12 protein-coding genes are annotated in these 18,581 nt (G+C 72.1%); 3 read left to right on the top strand and 9 right to left on the bottom strand.

What is annotated here, in order from left to right; translation table 11 throughout:
- Positions 1–69 precede the first annotated feature (69 nt).
- Positions 70–2,970 carry a vitamin B12-dependent ribonucleotide reductase gene (locus AC07DW_RS26560; RefSeq protein WP_478860211.1) on the bottom strand — a complete coding sequence of 967 codons (2,901 nt, stop codon included), beginning with the start codon at positions 2,968–2,970 and terminating at the stop codon, positions 70–72.
- Positions 2,971–3,123: 153 nt separating this feature from the next.
- Entirely contained in the window at positions 3,124–3,636 is a 513-nt protein-coding gene (nrdR, locus tag AC07DW_RS26555; protein ID WP_478860210.1) for a transcriptional regulator NrdR, read from the bottom strand.
- Between the two features lie 597 nt (positions 3,637–4,233).
- Here nrdR and lexA point away from each other — a divergent pair.
- The gene (gene lexA / locus AC07DW_RS26550; protein ID WP_478860209.1) at positions 4,234–5,019 is read left to right on the top strand and encodes a transcriptional repressor LexA; all 786 of its coding nucleotides are present in this window, start codon (positions 4,234–4,236) and stop codon (positions 5,017–5,019) included.
- Between the two features lie 90 nt (positions 5,020–5,109).
- Here lexA and AC07DW_RS26545 read toward each other — a convergent pair whose 3' ends face one another.
- The 6 genes from AC07DW_RS26545 to AC07DW_RS26520 are packed head-to-tail and all read right to left on the bottom strand — an operon-like array spanning position 5,110 to position 13,760.
- Positions 5,110–5,658, bottom strand: a complete 549-nt coding sequence (locus AC07DW_RS26545) for a GNAT family N-acetyltransferase (protein WP_478860208.1) — start codon at positions 5,656–5,658, stop codon at positions 5,110–5,112.
- 47 nt (positions 5,659–5,705) lie between these two features.
- Positions 5,706–7,685, bottom strand: coding sequence for an ATP-dependent DNA helicase (locus AC07DW_RS26540; protein ID WP_478860207.1), 1,980 nt, complete (start codon positions 7,683–7,685; stop codon positions 5,706–5,708).
- 37 nt (positions 7,686–7,722) lie between these two features.
- Positions 7,723–9,633 (bottom strand): IucA/IucC family protein, encoded by a 1,911-nt coding sequence (locus AC07DW_RS26535; RefSeq protein ID WP_478860206.1) that lies wholly within the window; start codon positions 9,631–9,633, stop codon positions 7,723–7,725.
- A gap of 60 nt (positions 9,634–9,693) precedes the next feature.
- Complete coding sequence (locus AC07DW_RS26530) at positions 9,694–10,428, bottom strand: GNAT family N-acetyltransferase (protein WP_478860205.1); 735 nt, start codon at positions 10,426–10,428, stop codon at positions 9,694–9,696.
- A gap of 39 nt (positions 10,429–10,467) precedes the next feature.
- On the bottom strand, positions 10,468–12,363 hold the full coding sequence (locus AC07DW_RS26525) for an IucA/IucC family protein (RefSeq protein WP_478860204.1): 1,896 nt from the start codon (positions 12,361–12,363) through the stop codon (positions 10,468–10,470).
- Between the two features lie 29 nt (positions 12,364–12,392).
- Positions 12,393–13,760: a diaminobutyrate--2-oxoglutarate transaminase family protein gene (locus AC07DW_RS26520; protein WP_478860203.1), complete on the bottom strand. Its 1,368-nt coding sequence runs from the start codon at positions 13,758–13,760 to the stop codon at positions 12,393–12,395.
- A gap of 297 nt (positions 13,761–14,057) precedes the next feature.
- Here AC07DW_RS26520 and AC07DW_RS26515 point away from each other — a divergent pair, with 297 nt between their 5' ends.
- A complete protein-coding gene (locus AC07DW_RS26515) occupies positions 14,058–15,233 on the top strand; it encodes a trypsin-like serine peptidase (RefSeq protein WP_478860202.1) in 1,176 nt (391 codons plus the stop codon).
- A 415-nt stretch (positions 15,234–15,648) separates the two neighbouring features.
- Positions 15,649–16,824: a trypsin-like serine peptidase gene (locus tag AC07DW_RS26510; RefSeq protein ID WP_478860201.1), complete on the top strand. Its 1,176-nt coding sequence runs from the start codon at positions 15,649–15,651 to the stop codon at positions 16,822–16,824.
- A gap of 73 nt (positions 16,825–16,897) precedes the next feature.
- Here AC07DW_RS26510 and hflX read toward each other — a convergent pair whose 3' ends face one another.
- Positions 16,898–18,391 carry a GTPase HflX gene (gene hflX, locus AC07DW_RS26505; protein WP_478860200.1) on the bottom strand — a complete coding sequence of 498 codons (1,494 nt, stop codon included), beginning with the start codon at positions 18,389–18,391 and terminating at the stop codon, positions 16,898–16,900.
- Positions 18,392–18,581 lie beyond the last annotated feature (190 nt).

Here is an 18,581-nt window from a genome sequence, read left to right as displayed (position 1 = left end):
GGTCCTCCCGTTCCGCTCATCCGACGGGCGCGTCGGCACACACCACCGGCCGACCGTCCGCGAACGCTGTCAGCTGCAGCCGCTGGTGGAGCCGCAGCCCTCGCAGATGTAGCAGGAACCGGCCCGCTGCATCTTGGTACCGCACGAGAAGCACAGCGGCGCGTCGGCGCTGATGCCCAGCTGCATCTCGACGAGCTCCGCCGAGGTGTGCGCCTGCTTGGGTGCGGGCACCTCCGCCTCCGCCTTCACCGGCGCGGCGGCCGCGACGGCCTTCGGGGCCTCCTGCTGGCGCGGGGCGGACTGGGCCAGGCCCTCGACGTCCACCTCGTCGTCAGCCGGCTCGTACGAACCGGTCTCCAGGTGGCGCTGACGCTCCTCGGCCGAGTGGATGCCGAGCGCCGAGCGGGTCTCGAAGGGCAGGAAGTCCAGCGCCAGGCGGCGGAAGATGTAGTCGACGATCGACTGCGCCATCCGCACGTCCGGGTCGTCCGTCATACCGGCCGGCTCGAAGCGCATGTTGGTGAACTTCGAGACGTACGTCTCCAGCGGCACACCGTACTGGAGGCCCACCGAGACGGCGATGGAGAAGGCGTCCATCATGCCCGCGAGCGTCGAACCCTGCTTCGACATCTTCAGGAAGACCTCGCCGAGACCGTCGTCCGGGTAGGAGTTGGCGGTCATGTAGCCCTCGGCGCCACCCACCGTGAAGGAGGTGGTGATGCCGGGGCGTCCCTTGGGGAGGCGCTTGCGGACGGGGCGGTACTCGACGACCTTCTCGACCGCCGCGCGGATCGTCTCCTCGGCCTTCTCGGTCACCTCGGCCTTCTCCTGCTCCTTCTTCTTGGCGGAGAGGGGCTGGCCGACCTTGCAGTTGTCACGGTAGATGGCGAGCGCCTTGACGCCCATCTTCCACGCCTCGAAGTAGACCTCCTCGACATCCTCGACGGTGGCCGTCTCGGGGAGGTTGACCGTCTTGGAGAGCGCGCCGGAGATCCAGGGCTGGATCGCGGCCATCATCCGGACGTGGCCCATCGCGGAGATGGAGCGCTCGCCCATGGCGCAGTCGAAGACCTCGTAGTGCTCCTGCTTGAGAGCCGGCGCGTCGATCACATTGCCGTGCTCGGCGATGTGGGCGACGATCGCCTCGATCTGCTCCTCCTGGTAGCCGAGGCGGCGCAGCGCCTGCGGCACGGTGCCGTTGACGATCTGCATCGAGCCGCCGCCGACCAGCTTCTTGAACTTGACCAGCGCGAGGTCGGGCTCCAGGCCGGTGGTGTCGCAGGACATCGCCAGGCCGATGGTGCCGGTCGGGGCGATGACGGACGCCTGGGCGTTGCGGAAGCCGTTCTTCTCGCCGAGGCGGATCACGTCCTGCCAGGCCTCCGTGGCGGCGGCCCAGATCGGGGTGTCCAGGTCGTCCACGCGGACGGCCTTGGCGTTGGCGTCGGCGTGCTGCCGCATGACGCGCTTGTGCGGCTCGGCGTTGAGGGCGTAGCCGTCGTACGGGCCGACGACCGCGGCCAGCTCGGCGGAGCGCCGGTAGGAGGTGCCCGTCATCAGCGAGGTGATGGCGCCGGCGAGAGCGCGGCCACCGTCGGAGTCGTACGCGTGGCCCGTCGCCATGAGGAGGGCGCCGAGGTTGGCGTAGCCGATGCCCAGCTGGCGGAAGGCGCGGGTGTTCTCACCGATCTTCTGGGTGGGGAAGTCCGCGAAGCAGATGGAGATGTCCATCGCGGTGATGACCAGCTCGACGACCTTGGCGAAGCGCTCCGAGTCGAACGACTGGTTGCCCTTGCCGTCGTCCTTGAGGAACTTCATCAGGTTCAGCGAGGCGAGGTTGCACGAGGTGTTGTCCAGGTGCATGTACTCGCTGCAGGGGTTCGAGCCGTTGATGCGGCCGGACTCCGGGCACGTGTGCCAGCGGTTGATCGTGTCGTCGTACTGGATGCCCGGGTCGGCGCAGGCCCAGGCGGCCTCGGCCATCTTGCGGAAGAGCGCCTTGGCCTCGACCTCCTCGATGACCTCGCCGGTCATACGGGCGCGCAGGCCGAACTTGCCGCCGGACTCCACGGCCTTCATGAACTCGTCGTTCACACGGACGGAGTTGTTGGCGTTCTGGTACTGGACGGACGTGATGTCGTCGCCGCCCAGGTCCATGTCGAAGCCCGCGTCGCGCAGGGCGCGGATCTTCTCCTCCTCCTTGACCTTGGTCTCGATGAAGTCCTCGATGTCGGGGTGGTCGACGTCGAGGATGACCATCTTGGCCGCGCGGCGGGTGGCGCCACCCGACTTGATCGTTCCGGCGGAGGCGTCGGCGCCGCGCATGAAGGAGACCGGACCGGAGGCGTTGCCGCCGGAGGAGAGCAGCTCCTTGGAGGAGCGGATGCGGGAGAGGTTCAGGCCGGCACCGGAGCCGCCCTTGAAGATCATGCCCTCTTCCTTGTACCAGTCGAGGATCGACTCCATGGAGTCGTCGACGGACAGGATGAAGCAGGCGGACACCTGCTGGGGCTGCGGCGTGCCGACGTTGAACCACACCGGGGAGTTGAAGCTGAAGATCTGGTGCAGGAGGGCGTAGGCCAGTTCGTGCTCGAAGATCTCGGCGTCGGCGGGCGAGGCGAAGTAGTTGTAGTCCTCACCGGCCTTGCGGTACGTCTTCACGATCCGGTCGATCAGCTGCTTGAGACCGGTCTCGCGCTGCGGGGTGCCGACGGCCCCGCGGAAGTACTTGCTGGTGACGATGTTGACCGCGTTCACCGACCAGAAGTCGGGGAACTCGACGCCACGCTGCTCGAAGTTGACCGAGCCGTCGCGCCAGTTGGTCATGACGACGTCACGACGCTCCCACGCGACCTCGTCGTACGGATGCACGCCGGGGGTGGTGTGGATGCGCTCGATACGCAGACCCTTGTTCACCTTGGTTCCCTTGGTACGGGACCCTCGCGTCGGGCCGCTCGCCGTCTCTGTCATGCCGCCTCCCATATACGGGCAAAACACGCTGAAGTGCCCAGATCTTCCCAAGGCACGCTTTCTGTCTGTTGTCCCGGGCACCACGCACAGCACCCGTGACACGTCTATGTGCCGCTCAGCGGCTGATCGCCGGCCGCACGCCGGACCGGACGATCAGTCCGCGGCGGTCGCGGGAACCGGGACCCCGGGGGTCGCGCCGGTCCCGTCGCCCTCCGCGGGGGGCCGCCGGTCGCGGAGCTCCGCGATGGCGGCCTCGAAGTCCTCGAGCGAGTCGAACGCCCGGTACACGGACGCGAAGCGCAGGTACGCGACGAGGTCGAGCTCCTGCAGCGGTCCGAGTATGGCGAGCCCGACGTCGTGAGTGGTCAGCTCCGCGCTGCCGGTGGCGCGCACCGCCTCCTCGACCCGCTGGCCGAGCTTGGCGAGGGCGTCCTCGGTGACCGGCCGCCCCTGGCACGCCTTGCGCACTCCGGAAATGACCTTGGAGCGACTGAAGGGCTCGGTGACCCCACTGCGCTTGATCACCATGAGCGACGCGGTCTCCACCGTGGTGAAACGGCGGGAGCAGTCGGGGCACTGGCGGCGGCGGCGGATGGCCGTCCCGTCGTCGGTGGTGCGACTGTCGACGACACGACTGTCGGGGTGCCTGCAGAAGGGGCAGTGCATCTCCCAACCCTCCTTCACAGCACGACTGAATAGCCTCGCCAGGGCCGGTGAGGGCCCCTCGAAGCAGCCACAAGCATAGGCGATGGCCACGCCCCCGAAAGACCGGGGGACCACAACTTGTGGGCGGCCGGGCCAATACAACCACTAGATCTGGGGTCGAGCCGCCTTTTCGACACACAGCGCGTGTCGCGCGTCGTGACTTCGGGGACTGCCTCAGAGCCTACGGGAGGCGCGCGGCGCGACGGATCGCGGGGGCCCGCGGCGGCCGGCCGGGGAGGGTCGGAAAGAGTCGCGGATCCGCCCCGCCGGAAGGGCCGGAAGGGCTCCCGGAGACCGCCGCGCGGCCGGCCGAGGAGCCCCCGGAAAGGTGTCACGCGAAGCCCTCACACGGGGGCGCCGGTGTGCTCGGGCGGTGATGCCGTTACGGTGGTGACCGCGGCACGGCGGCCGGAAACAGTCGGCCGGTGATCGCACATACACCTCGGCACACGCACATGTAAGCCAATCTACGATTTTTCACTCGAACGTGTGTTTGGCGCAACCTTTCGAAAGCAACTACCGTTGTCCAGCTAGGGAGACCATTCGAGAGGGGCCGACGTGACCACCACCGCAGACAGTGCCACCATCACTGCCCAGGACCGTTCCCAGAGCCGACTCGAGCCGGTGCATGCCATGAATGAAGCGACCACGAGCGCGGAAGGGCCCAAGCCCACGCGTTCGCTGCCCGGGCGACCTCCAGGCATCCGGGCGGACAGTTCCGGCCTCACCGACCGGCAGCGGCGGGTCATCGAGGTCATCCGGGACTCGGTGCAGCGGCGCGGTTACCCGCCGTCGATGCGGGAGATCGGCCAGGCGGTGGGACTGTCCAGCACCTCGTCGGTCGCCCACCAGCTGATGGCGCTGGAGCGGAAGGGCTTCCTGCGCAGGGACCCGCACCGGCCCAGGGCCTACGAGGTCCGGGGTTCGGACCAGCCGAGCACCCAGCCGACCGACACCACGGGCAAGCCCGCCGCGTCGTACGTCCCGCTGGTCGGCCGTATCGCCGCCGGTGGGCCCATCCTCGCCGAGGAGTCGGTGGAGGACGTGTTCCCCCTCCCCCGCCAGCTGGTCGGTGACGGAGAGCTCTTCGTGCTGAAGGTCGTCGGCGACTCGATGATCGAGGCCGCGATCTGCGACGGCGACTGGGTGACCGTGCGTCGCCAGCCGGTCGCGGAGAACGGTGACATCGTGGCCGCGATGCTGGACGGCGAGGCCACGGTCAAGCGCTTCAAGCGCGAGGACGGCCATGTGTGGCTGCTCCCGCACAACGCGGCCTACCAGCCGATCCCGGGCGACGAGGCGACGATCCTCGGCAAGGTGGTGGCAGTACTGCGGCGCGTATGACACCGCGCGCCGGCTCCGACCGGGCCCCGGGACCCACTGCGCCGGTCCCGGGGCCCTACCTCTGTTCCGACCGGGGCCGCAGCGGCCTGCTCAACCGGACGGAGCGGCCGGGCGCCACACGCCGAACCACTGCTCGGCGCCGTACTCCTCGAACCGCTCCACCTCGGTGAACCCCAGCCTCGCCGCGAGGCGCATCGCGCGGTCGTTGGCGGTCCTGGTGCAGAGCACCACCGGCTCACCGGGAAGGGCGTCGGCGAACCAGCGAAGAACCGCCGCGCACGCCTCGGCGGCGTACCCGCGTCCCCACGCCTCCGGCAGGAACAGATGACCGAGCTCGGCCTCCCCGGCCTCCGGCCGGACGTGACCGGGGCGCTCCGGGCCGCGCCGGCCCAGCGTGACCATGCCGACCATCGCTCCGCCGAGCTCGACCACGAACAGGCCCGGGCGGCACCCCGGCACCTCGGGCACCACGCGTTCCAGCTCATCACGCGGTCGAGAGCCACCGATGTAGGTGCCCACCTCCGGCGATGCGAACAGCTCGATGGACGCCGCACGGTCCCGCGCCTCGGACGCGCGGAGCACGAGCCGTTCGGTTTCTGTCGGGACCGGCGGCCAGGCGGCGGCTCCGAGCCCGGTCATGGCGGACAAGCTCGCACACCCCCATGAAGGTGATCGCAGGAGAAGGGCTAGGCGTCGGCCGCCTTCGCGGCGGCGTCGATGGCGGCGAGGGAGCGACGCACCTGGTTGCGGTCCGTGGTGTACCAGAAGTCGGGCAGTGAAGCGCGCAGGTAGCTGCCGTACCGGGCATTGGCCAGCCGCGGATCCAGCACGGCCACCACCCCGCGGTCGCCCGTGGCACGGACCAGCCGGCCCGCGCCCTGGGCCATCAGCAGCGCCGCGTGCGTCGCGGCGACGGCCATGAAGCCGTTGCCGCCCGCTTCCTCGACGGCCTTCTGGCGGGCGCTCATCAGCGGGTCGTCGGGCCGGGGGAACGGGATGCGGTCCATGACCACCAGCTGGCAGTTCGGCCCGGGAACGTCCACGCCCTGCCACAACGACAGTGTGCCGAAGAGGCAGGTCTCCGCGTCGTTCGCGAAGTTCTTGATCAGTTCGCCCAGGGTGTCCTCGCCCTGGAGCAGGATCGGCTTGTCGAGCCTGCCCCGCAGCTCCTCGGCGGCGGCCTGGGCCGCCCGCATGGACGAGAAAAGGCCGAGCGTACGGCCGCCGGCCGCTTCGACCAGCTCGGCGAGCTCGTCCATCATGTCGCCGCGGCTGCCCTCCCGGCCCGGCGTGGCCAGGTGCCGGGCGACGTACAGGATGCCTTGCTTGGGGTAGTCGAAGGGCGAGCCGACGTCGAGGCCCTTCCACACCGGTACGTCCTCGTCCTCGGTGCCGACAGTGCCCTCCGGGGGCAGGCCCAGCGAGGCCCCGACGCCGTTGAAGTCGCCGCCGAGCTTCAGCGTGGCGGAGGTCAGGACCACCGACCGCTCGGAGAACAGCTTCTCCCGCAGCAGGCCCGAGACGGACAGCGGCGCCACCCGCAGGGACGCGCCGAACCGGTCGTGCCGCTCGTACCAGACGACGTCGTACTCGGAGCCCTGTGTGATCCGCTCGGCGACGTCGTGCACGGTCTCCACGGAGGCCATGGCCTGCTTGCGGACCGCGTCCTCGTCCTGGACCGACTTGTCGCGCGTCGAGCCCAGGGACGAGATGACCGCCCGCGCCGCGTCCCGCAGCGCCATCAGCGCGTACCCGAGGTCCTCCGGGACCTCCTCCAGCCGGCCGGGCAGGGCGAGCTCCATCAGCCGCTCGAACCCCTCGGCGGCCGTCTGGAGCTGATCGGCGACCTTCTCGTCGACCAGCTTGGCCGCCCGGCGGACGGCGCGGTTGACCTGGCCGGGCGTGAGCTCGCCGGTGGCGACGCCGGTGACCCGGGAGACCAGCTCGTGCGCCTCGTCGACGATCAGCACCTCGTGCTGCGGCAGCACGGGGGCGCCCTCGATGGCGTCGATGGCGAGCAGCGCGTGGTTGGTGACGACCACGTCGGCGAGCTTGGCGCGCTCCCGGGCGGCCTCGGCGAAGCACTCCGCCCCGTACGCGCACTTCGAGGCGCCCAGGCATTCGCGGGAGGTGACCGACACCTGCGCCCAGGCGCGGTCGGAGACACCGGGGGTCAGGTCGTCCCGGTCCCCGGTCTCGGTGTCGTCGGACCAGTCGCGCAGCCGCAGCAGGTCCTGGCCGAGCTTGCTGGTCGGCGCCGCCGCCTCGAAGGGGTCGAAGAGGCCGTCCTCCTCCTCCTGCGGGACGCCCTCATGGAGCCGGTGCAGGCACAGGTAGTTCGACCGCCCCTTGAGCATGGCGAACTCCGGGCGCCGCCGCAGCTGCGGGTGGAGGGCGTCCACCGTGCGCGGCAGGTCCCGCTCGACCAGCTGCCGCTGGAGGGCGAGCGTCGCGGTGGCGACCACGACCCGGTCCCCGTGCGCGAGCGCGGGCACCAGGTAGCCCAGCGACTTTCCGGTGCCGGTGCCGGCCTGGACCAGGAGGTGGGAGCCGTCGTCGATGGCCTGCGCCACGGCCTCGGCCATGGTGACCTGGCCTGGTCGTTCCACGCCGCCGACGGCGGTGACGGCGGCGTGGAGGAGCTCGGGGAGGGATGGCTTCGTCATAGCGCGTCCACCCTACGGCGCGGCACTGACAACCGGGTCACGCGAGGGGATTGGGGACGGTGCCGTGCACGGCGGCGTGCGGTCGCTGCGCCCGGTCGCGGTAACCGTCCAGGTGCAGTCGGTTGCGGTTCAGGCACAACCGCTCGATACGCGGTGTGAGCAGGTCGAACAGCTCGTAGCGGTCCTTCAGCTCGGGGAAGCGGGCCTGGTGGCGGAGGATCTCCGCCCGTACGAGTGACCAGAAGTCCCGCTCCAGGACACCGAGTTGCTCTTCGCAGAGGGGCGCCAGGTAGCGGAAGACCCCGACGAAGAGCCCGGAGTGGATGAACTGGGTGAGGAAACCCGGCTCCTCGGTGAGCAGCACGGCCCGTACGTCGTCCGGCATCGTGTCGTGCTCGGGGACGGGATGGGCGCTGACGTTGATGTCGTCGACGAAGTCCTTGATCGCCAGTCGTACGGGGACGTCCTGGTCGTTGAAGACGACGATGGTGTTCTCGCCGTGCGGGGAGAAGACGGTGCCGTAGCGGTACAGGAAGTGCAGCAAGGGGGGCAGCAGGGCGGCGAACAGGTGGCGCAGCCACGCGCTGGGGCCGATTCCCGACCGGGCCACCAGCTCCGCGGTGAAGGAGCGGCCGTCGGTGTCGGTGTGGAGGAGGGAGGCGAGGGTACGGGCGCGCTCACCGGGCGGCAGGCGCAGCGGTTCGCGCCAGATCGCGCCGAGCAGCTCCTTGTACTGGTACGGCGCCTCGGGGAGGTGGTCGTACAGGGGGTGCTCGACCGCGACGGAGGCGACCTCGCCGAGGAGGATCACCCCGCACTCGTCGCGCAGGAAGGGGTCGGTGTCGCGCAGCGCGTGGACCCAGGAGGTGACGGCGGGCGCCGCGAGGGTGCGCTCGGTCGGCAGCCCGCGCCAGACGAGGGTGTTGAGGACGGACAGCGGCAGCTTCACGCTGAACCGGTCGGGTCGGCTGACGTTGAGGAACGTGCGGATGGACTGCTGCGGCAGCCGGAGGTCGCCGTCGGCGGGGAGCGGCACGATCGCCCCTTCGGCGATGGCGGGCGCGTACAGCGGCAGCAGCACCTCGTCCCACTGCCAGGGGTGCACGGGGAGGTAGAGGTACGCGGCGGGGTCGAGGCCGCGGGCGCGGAGCTCGGCGGCGAACGCGTCGCGCACGGCGGGGCCGAGCTCCCGCTCGTAGAGGTGCTCGGGGGTGTCGAGCGCGGGGACGCCCCGGTAGGCGGCGAGTGCCGTGCTGACCGCGATCCAGGGCAGCGGGGCCGCCCGGCGGGCCTCGGGCGCCCACCGGGCGGCGTCGGCCGCGGAGAACCCGATGCGGCCCTTGTTGAACACGATCCAGGGGTGGCCGGTCTGGTGGCCTTCGAGCTCCGCGTAACCGAGGTCGGCGAGGTGGGCGGCCGGGGAGGCGGTGTGGTGCAGCCGGGCGTCGGCGGCGAGGGTGACGGTCAGCTCGCGGAGGAGGTGCCCGAGCGTGGCCCCGTCGAGGCGGAGCAGATGGCGGGCCCGTACGAGGAAGTCCAGCGGGTCGGTGAAGGGGCGTCCGTCACGGTCGATCGAGCGGGGGTCGACCCGCCAGCTGCCGTAGGCGGTGCGGCGTGCGGCGAAGGTGAGCACGGACCCGTCGTCCAGCCGCAGGGTGTACGGGTCCGTCGGCGGCCGGCCCTCCGTCGCGGTCGGGTCGTCGCCGGGGACGGTCCCGCCGCCGTCCGCCGGGGTCCGGTCGCGGCCGGGGACGGTCCCGCCGCCGTCAGGCGTGGTGGTCGGCGGGACCGGCTCGATGATCTCCTCGTAGGCGAACTCGCCGAGCATCTTGGCGAGGAGCTCCCGCGAGGCCCGGCGCCAGGCCCCGGGGTTGAGTTCGGGCGGGCCGGCGGCGGTCGGCGGGGCGGGCGGCTCCGCGGAGTCGGACGTGACAGGGGGTTTCGGCACAGGGACTCCTCCGGGTGGAACCGATGCGGGTCGAGCGATGTATGTGGAGCAGCGTGCTGTTCACAGCAGGTGTCGCAGGGAGCGGTCACGGATCATCAGGGCGGCTCGCTTGTCGGGGAGGTCGAGTTCGGCGGAGAAACGGAAACCGGCGCTCAGGAAGGCGGAGACGGAGGGGGTGTTGCGGAGGTCGGGTTCGGCGATGACACGGGCGCAGCGCGGGCGATTGTCGAGCACGAGGTTCGAGACCGCCTGGAGCAGGGTGGTGCCGACGCCCCGCCCTCGGTCGGTGACGCCCCCGATGAGCAGGTGGATGCCGGTGTCGTGGGGACGGGCCGGATAGTGCCGGGCCAGGGGGTCGAGGTCGGCACGGTAGATCTCGAAGTAGCTCATGGGGGTGGCGCCGAGTACGCCCAGGCAGGGCACGCTGCGTCCGTCGCCGTCGAGTTGGGCGCGTAGGTGGGCGTCGGTGACCGATGCGGGACCGGCCAGTTCCCAGAAGGCCGCGACCGCCGGGTCGTTCATCCACCGGCTGATGAGGTCGCGGTCGCGTTCCCGTCGCACGGGGACGAGCCGGAAGGGCCCGAGGGGCGTGGTGGCGGGGCCCCAGTCGGCGACGGTGTCGAGGAGGTCGTCGTCGGCCCCGACCGGCCGCCGGTGTCCGGGGCCCGGCTCGTCCGCGCGGAACAGCGTGAGGAGTTCGTCGGGCAGCCGGAGTTCCAGGGTGTCCTCCGTGCCGGGGCCGGCCGGCGCGCGGGAGCCGGGTCCGGTGTCGGCACTCGCATCGGTGGGAGGCACGGGCACTGTCCTCTCGGCGGTCGGGGGGTGCGGTTCGCGTCAGCGGCGGAGGGGGTTGGCGACGGCGACGTACACGGACTGGGTGTCGACGGGGCCGACGAGCTCGTCGAGGCCGTGCAGCCGGGTCAGGAGGTTGGCCTTGCAGCGCAGGGTGGGGCTCTCCAGGAGGCGGGTGGGCAGGGGGGAGCCGAGACCGGTGCTGGTGGTGAGGAACTGCCGGAAGGCGGCGAGGAGGAGCTGTTCGTCGGCGAGGCGCTGGGCGCCGAAGGCCCCGATCAGGCCGAGGACGTTGTTGATGCCGAGGTAGTAGGCGAACCGTTCGTCGGTGACGTCGTCGGGGACGAAGGTGTCGCTGCGGGTGCCGATGCCGGGGAGCCTGCGCTCCAGGGCCTCGCGGTGCGACTCGCGGAAGTAGTAGCCCTGGTTGTCGCGGTAGCGGCCGCCCCGGGGCCAGCCGTCCGGGTCGAGGATCACCAGGGTGTTCTGCTGGTGGGCCTCCAGGGCGACCCCGGCCGTGCCGTCGAGCCACAGGACCGGGCGGACGACCTGGTCGAGGTAGCGCAGGAACCACTCGGCGGCGACGGCTCCGGTGGGGCGGCCGGTGCGGGCGGCGAGCCGGGACACGACGACGGCCAGGCGCGACCGCATCCGGGGGCCGCCGGGCCAGGGGCGCGGGGCGGTGAGGCCGGCGAGGCAGACCGCGTCGTCGCCGAGGGCGAAGGGGTTGTGGCGGAGCATGACGTCGAGACCGGGGACGGGCTCGCCGGACGGGGTGTCGACGGCCAGCCACGCCGGGTCGCGCACGATGTCGAAGCCGGGGTGGGCGGCCTGCCACTGCTCGGCGAGGCCGGTGCGCAGCAGCCGGTGCACCTCGACTCCACGGTGGAGTTCCTTGCGGAGGTTCTCGCGGCGGGAGTTGGTGATGCGTACGCCGAGGGACAGCTTGAGCATGACCGGGACGCCGGGCCGGCAAACGGTCCGGACGGAGGAGGTGGGGTGCCACGGGGCGCCGTGGGAACCCAGGTCGTGGAGGAGGCCGGCGGACAGCAGTTCGGCGACGGCGGGCCGGTGGAGCAGCTCGCGTGCCTGCCAGGGGTGCAGGGGCAGGGCGGCGGTGTCGCCGGGGAGGGCGAGGTCGCCGGCGAGGCGGGCGGTGAGGTGACCGGCGGTGCGGGTGCGGCCCTGTTCGGTCCAGGCGGAGTCGGTGGCGAGCACGGACCGGTCGACGGCCATCCAGTGCAGCGGGAAGGAGCCGTGCGCCTCGGGCGAGTAGAGCTCCGCCTCGGATTCGGTGAGCCCTTCGCGGCTCTTGGGCGTGGGGTGGAGCGGGTGGCCGAGCAGCAGGGACTGTTCGGCGGTGAGGAAGAGGTCGGCGTCGGCGGTGGGACCGGGGTGGCGGCGCCGGTGGGCGATGAAGCCGGCGGTGCGGCGGGCGGAGTCGGCGACCCGGGCCACCAGGTCGGCGCTCTCCCGGCGGTCTCCGGCGGGGCCCGACTCACGGCTGATGAGCGCGGCGACGGTCACGGCGTCCACGGGCGGGGCGGTCGGCGGGGCGCCTTCGAGGGCGGGCGGGCCGAAGCGGTGCCAGCCGGTGGCGGACCAGTACTGGACGGGGACGAGGAGGGCGGTACCGCTGGCGTCGAGCGGGACGCGCAGGGTGCGGTCCGCCGGCCGGGCGAGGCCGTTCTCCCGCACCCAGCAGCGCAGGAGGTTCTCGACGGTGGCCGCGTCCGCCGCGCGGTGGGCGTCCGGGTGGTCGAGGGGATCGGGGCCGTCGGCGTGGGTGCCGCTCGCTGCCGGGGCGGGGCCGGGCAGGTCTTCGTACCCTCCCCCATGCTGGCGCGGCACTGTCGTCGACTCGCCCGGGCGGGGGCCGCCGGGGGCGGTGGGCGGGCCGTCGGCGCCGGGTGCTGCGGGTACGGGGGTCGGGTTCACGGCGGGGACTTTCTGGTGAGGGGGCGGGTTCAGCGGGACGGCCCCGGGTCGCTCGGGTGGGGCGGGGTGCGCTCGGCGGCGGCCAGGGCGTCGGCGAAGCGGTCGAGGACGGCCACCGCCTGTTCGTCGGTGAGCGTCAGCGGCGGGAGGAGGCGTACGACGGCGTTGTGGCGGCCGCCCAGTTCGACGATGAGGCCGCGCCGGAGGCACTCGCGCTGGACGGCCGCGGCGAGGGTGGGGGCCGGGGGCGGGACGTCGGCGGTGGTGTCCGGGACGACGAGTTCGACGCCGATCATGAGGCCCCGGCCCCGTACGTCCCCGACGCACGGGTGGCCGGTGGCCAGGCCCTGGAGCTGTCCCAGCATGCGCGCGCCGAGGGTCGCCGCCCGCTCGGCGAGGCGGTTCTCGCGTACGAAGGCGAGGGTGGCCGCGCCGGCCGCCATGGCCAGCTGGTTGCCGCGGAACGTGCCCGCGTGGGCGCCGGGCTGCCACACGTCGAGGCCGGACCGGTAGACGATGACGGCCAGCGGGAGGGAGCCACCGATGGCCTTGGACATGACCATCACGTCGGGGACGACGCCGCTGTGCTCGACGGCCCAGAACGCGCCGGTGCGGCCGACGCCGGTCTGCACCTCGTCGGCGATGAGCGGGACGGAGCGGTCGGCGGTGATCCGGCGCATCCGGCGCAGCCAGGCGTCGGGCGCGGGGATCACCCCGCCCTCGCCCTGGACGGGTTCGAGGATCATCCCGGCCGGGGCGGGGACCCCGGACTTGGGGTCGTCGAGCAGGGTCTCGGTCCAGCGGGCGCCGATCTCGGCGCCGCGTTCGCCCCCGACCCCGAAGGGGCAGCGGTAGTCCTGGGGGTAGGGCAGGCGGGTGACCCGTACGTCGGTGGCGCCGCCGGACGCGGCCAGGGCGCCGGCCGTCATGCCGTGGTACGCGCCGGTGAAGGCGAGCAGGCCCTGGCGTCCGGTCGCGCTGCGCACCAGCTTGAGCGCCGCCTCGACCGCGTCGGTGCCCGCCGGCCCGCAGAACTGGATGCGGGCGTCGTCGGCCAGCCGGCGCGGCAGCGTGGCGAACAGCTCGGTGGTGAAGGCGTCCTTGACCGGTGTGGCGAGGTCGAGGACGTGCAGCGGGGCGCCTGAGTCGAGGACCTTCTTGATGGCCTCCAGGATCACGGGGTGGTTGTGCCCGAGGGCCAGCGTCCCGGCCCCGGAGAGGCAGTCGAGGTAGCGCCGGCCGTCGGCGCCCTCGATCGTCAGGCCCCGGGCCCGCACCGGCACGATGGGCAGGGCGCGCGCGTAGGTGCGGGCGGCCGATTCGCGCAGCGACTGGCGGCGCAGGATGCCCTCCTGTGCGGACGCCGGTGCCACCGGGACTGATTCGGTCACGGCCACGGCTTCGGATCCTCCCGGTAACGGTTGCTCTGCCCCACGCTGGGCGACTCGTCCGCCCCGGGCCGGCGAGGAGTCGGCCCCCGTGTCCCCCGTACGTACCAACGACGACACGTGGTCCCGATCACGGCCTTCGTGAAGATCCTTACGGCTGGGGAACCGTGGCCCTGCCGCGGGCCGTCCGTATCGGCACCGGCATAGTGGGGGCCGCACTCCGGTGCCGAATTCCAGCCGAGTCCAGAAGTGCTCGGACACGCTCAGACGTGTCCTGTCACACGAGGTTCCCAGGGGGATCACGACATGCGACCCATTCGCCCGCTGCTCGCCGCAGCCTCCGTCGCCGCGGCGCTGGCGCTGACGGCCACCGCGTGCGGCCCGAGCGAGGACAACGCGGGCGGTGAGCCGACCGCCTCCGCCGGGCAGACGTCCGACGGCAGGATCACGATTCCGGACGACCTCAAGGACCGGCTCAAGGAGCACGGGATAGACCTGGACAAGTGGCGGGGCGGCGAGTGGAAGAACTGGGACAAGGACACGTGGCTGCGTGAGGCGAAGGACTTCGTCAACCCGATCATCGAGGACCTGTGGGACCCGGACCGCATGCGGGACGCGGAACAGCCGGAGCGGCCGGTCGAGGACGGGGACATCCCGGGCGACGAGGGCGTGACGGACCCGACGCCCGAGCCGGTCGAGGCCACGGCCGTGAAGCCGCCCTACCACGACGGTGTCCCGGAGGCCGGCAAGGTCCTCTTCGACGGGCCCGAGGGCTCGATGGTCTGCTCCGCCACCGTGGTCAAGGACCCGGCGAACCCGGGCAGGTCCAACCTCGTGTGGACCGCGGGCCACTGCGTGCACGCCGGCAAGGAGGGCGGCTGGTACCGCAACATCGCCTTCGTCCCCTCGTACAACGACGGCGGCAGGACCGGGGCGGACCTGGAGAACGCGACCCGCGAGGAGATGGCTCCCTACGGCGTGTGGTGGGGCGACTGGGCGCAGACCTCCGAGCAGTGGATCTCCCAGGGTGCCGCGACCGGTGGCCAGGGCGCCCCGTACGACTTCGCGGTCATCCACGTGACCCCGGAGAAGGGCGGCAACGGCAAGTCGCTGGAGGAGACCGTCGGTTCGGCGCTCCCGGTCGAGTTCGCCGCGCCGGCCGCGCCGGAGATCGCCGAGATGGAGGCGACCGGTTACCCGGCGGCGCCGCCGTTCGACGGCCAGCAGATGTACCAGTGCGCGGACAAGCCGGGCCGGCTGTCCCTCGACGCGCAGCAGCCCACGATGTACCGCATCGGCTGCACCATGACGGGTGGCTCCTCCGGCGGCGGCTGGGTCGCGCGCGGCAAGGACGGCAAGCCGGCGCTGGTGTCCAACACCTCCATCGGCCCGGTCACGGCGGGCTGGCTGGCCGGACCGCGGCTGGCCGCCGAGGCGAAGGGCATCTACGAAGAGGTCAGCAAGAAGTTCGCGGGCCGCTAGACCGCGCACCGGCGGTGCCGCGGGACCTGCGGGGCGCCGGGCCTGCGGGCCTCCGGGGGGTGCGAGCCTCCGGGGGCGCGGGCCTGCGGGCCTCCGGGGGGTGCGGGCCTCCGGGGCCTGCCGGGCGCCGGGCCTGCGGGCCTGCGAGGCGGGTCGCGGACCGCGGGCGGCGCGGCCGGCCGCCGGGGGCGGTGGAGTGCCGGAACGCCCCACCGGCCGGCACGGCACCAACGGCCGTGACCACCGCGTCCGGTGGAGACTCCGCGCAGGTCACCGCGGGTGGCCGCGGCCCCTGCGGGGCCCGGCATAGAGTAGGGGCGCATTCTCACGCGGGCGGTCCCGGAGGACCGCCCGTTCGCGTGTCAGGTTCATGGCATGTCGCACCACACATGCGTTATCAGGGGGAATCGTTCTCATGCGATCCATACGTCCGCTCCTGGCCGTCACCGGCCTGGCCGCGGCTCTCACACTGACGGTCACCGGCTGTGGTCCCACCCAGGACGAGGCGGCCGGTGATGCCGCCGCCTCCAGCCCCTCCGGCTCCGGAGCCGGAGGCGGCGCGGAGCTGGCGGCCGACCTCGCCGACAAGCTCAAGGAGCACGGCGTCGACCCGGAGAAGTGGAAGAACGGCGAGTGGAAGAACTGGGACAAGGACACGTGGCTGCGTGAGGCCAGGGACTTCGTCAACCCGGTGATCGAGGGGCTGTGGAAGCCCGAGCGGATGCGGTCCGCGAAGTCCCCGCAGAAGACCATGGCCGCCGGGGCGGGCCTCGGCGACCAGGGCGCCACCGACCCCGAGCCGCGGCCGGTGGAGGCGGTGGCGGAGCAGAAGCCGTACCACAGCAACGCCGCGCCGGTCGGCAAGGTCTTCTTCGACGCCCCCGAGGGCTCGATGGTCTGCTCCGCCACCGTCGTCAAGGACCCGGCCAACCCGGGCAGGTCCAACCTCGTGTGGACCGCGGGCCACTGCGTGCACGCCGGCAAGGAGGGCGGCTGGTACCGCAACATCGCCTTCGTCCCGGCGTACAACGACCTGGGCAGGTCCCCGGCGGCGCTGGAGCAGGCCCCGCCGCAGGAGGTCGCGCCCTACGGCGTGTACTGGGCGGACTGGGTCTCGACCTCCGGCGAGTGGATCTCGCAGGGCGGCCCGACCGGCGGCGAGGGCGCACCCCACGACTACGCCGTGATGCACGTGAAGCCGGAGAACGGCACCAAGTCCCTGGAGGAGACGGTCGGCGTCGCGCTCGACGTGGACTTCGCCGCCCCCGGGGCGGCGAGCATCCCGGCGATGGGCGCCTGGGGCTACCCGGCCGCCCCGCCGTACGACGGCGCGCTGATGCACAAGTGCGTCGACCGCCCCGGCCGCCTCACCCTGACGCCCGGTACGCCGACCATGTGGCGGATCGGCTGCACCATGACCGGCGGTTCGTCCGGCGGTGGCTGGTTCATCGAGAAGCCGGGCGGGAAGCTGGCGCTGGTGTCCAACACCTCCATCGGCCCGGTCAAGGCGGGCTGGCTGGCCGGACCGCGGCTCGACCGGGGCGCGGAGCAGATCTACACGACGATGAGCGACAAGTTCGCGGGCCGGTAGCGGGCCGGCGCACGAGGAACGACGGAAGGCCCGCCCCCCTCGCGAGAGGGGCGGGCCTTCGATCGTTCAGCCGTCAGTGCGCCGCGGGAACGTAGGGGGCCAGGAAGGCGGCCAGTTCCTCGTGGACGCGTGCCTTGAGCAGCGTGCCCTCCGGCGTGTGCTCCTCGGAGAGCACCTCGCCCTCGGCGTGCGCACGCGACACCAGCGCGCCCTGCGTGTACGGCAGGAGCGCCTCGATCTCCACCTGCGGCCGCGGCAGCTCGGCGTCGATCAGCGCGAGCAGCTCGGCGATGCCCGCACCGGTCCGCGCCGACACCGCGATCGAGTGCCGCTCGATGCGCAGCAGCCGCTGGAGCACGAGCGGGTCGGCGGCGTCCGCCTTGTTGATCACCACGATCTCGGGCACGTCGACCGCGCCCACCTCGCGGATCACCTCGCGCACGGCGGCGAGCTGCTCCTCCGGCGCCGGGTGCGAGCCGTCCACCACGTGCAGGATCAGGTCGGAGTCGCCGACCTCCTCCATGGTGGAGCGGAACGCCTCGACGAGGTGGTGGGGCAGGTGCCGGACGAACCCGACGGTGTCCGCCAGGGTGTACAGGCGGCCGCTCGGCGTCTCGGCCCGGCGCACGGTCGGGTCGAGGGTGGCGAACAGCGCGTTCTCCACGAGTACGCCCGCGCCCGTCAGCCGGTTCAGCAGGGACGACTTGCCGGCGTTGGTGTATCCGGCGATCGCCACCGACGGCACCTTGTTGCGCCGGCGCTCCTGCCGCTTGATGTCACGGCCGGTCTTCATCTCCGCGATCTCCCGGCGCATCTTCGCCATCTTCTCGCGGATCCGTCGCCGGTCCGTCTCGATCTTGGTCTCACCGGGACCACGGGTGGCCATGCCGCCACCGCCGCCGCCACCCATCTGCCGGGACAGCGACTGACCCCAGCCCCGCAGTCGCGGCAGCATGTACTGCATCTGCGCGAGCGCGACCTGCGCCTTGCCCTCACGGGACTTGGCGTGCTGGGCGAAGATGTCGAGGATCAGGGCGGTCCGGTCGACCACCTTGACCTTGACGACGTCCTCGAGGTGGATCAGCTGGCCGGGGCTCAGCTCACCGTCGCAGACGACGGTGTCGGCCCCGGTTTCGAGCACGATGTCACGCAGCTCGTTCGCCTTGCCCGAGCCGATGTACGTGGCCGGGTCGGGCTTGTCGCGGCGCTGGATGACGCCGTCGAGCACCAGCGCACCGGCCGTCTCGGCGAGCGCCGCCAGCTCCGCGAGGGAGTTCTCGGCGTCCTGCACGGTCCCCGAGGTCCATACGCCGACCAGCACCACGCGCTCCAGGCGCAGCTGCCGGTACTCGACCTCGGTGACGTCCTCGAGCTCCGTCGAGAGACCGGCCACACGGCGCAGCGCCGCGCGCTCGGAGCGGTCGAACTGGTCGCCGTCCCGCTCTCCGTCGATCTCGTGGCTCCAGGCGACGTCCTCTTCCATCAGGGCATCGGCCCGAAGGCTCTCGGTGCGGTTGGTGTCCGCGAAGCTCTGCGCGTCCTGGGAAGGGGATGAAGAGGAGGTCATTGGATCCTTACGTCGTGGATGACTCGACCGGCTCACGCCGGTTCGAGCGGCTCGTCAGTCACAACGCGTGACTCCCCCGGATCATTCCCGGAGTGGGGCCCGTCACGCGGGTTTCCACCGGGATCAGCGCTTGGCGGAGGGCGCCGGCGCCTTCGTGGAGCCCTTGGCCGGCGCCTTGCTGCGCCACTCG

The sequence above is a fragment of the Streptomyces sp. NPDC045701 genome (assembly GCF_056432045.1).
Note: the sequence above shows the minus strand (reverse complement) of the source record. Positions and strands in the feature narration are given on the sequence as shown.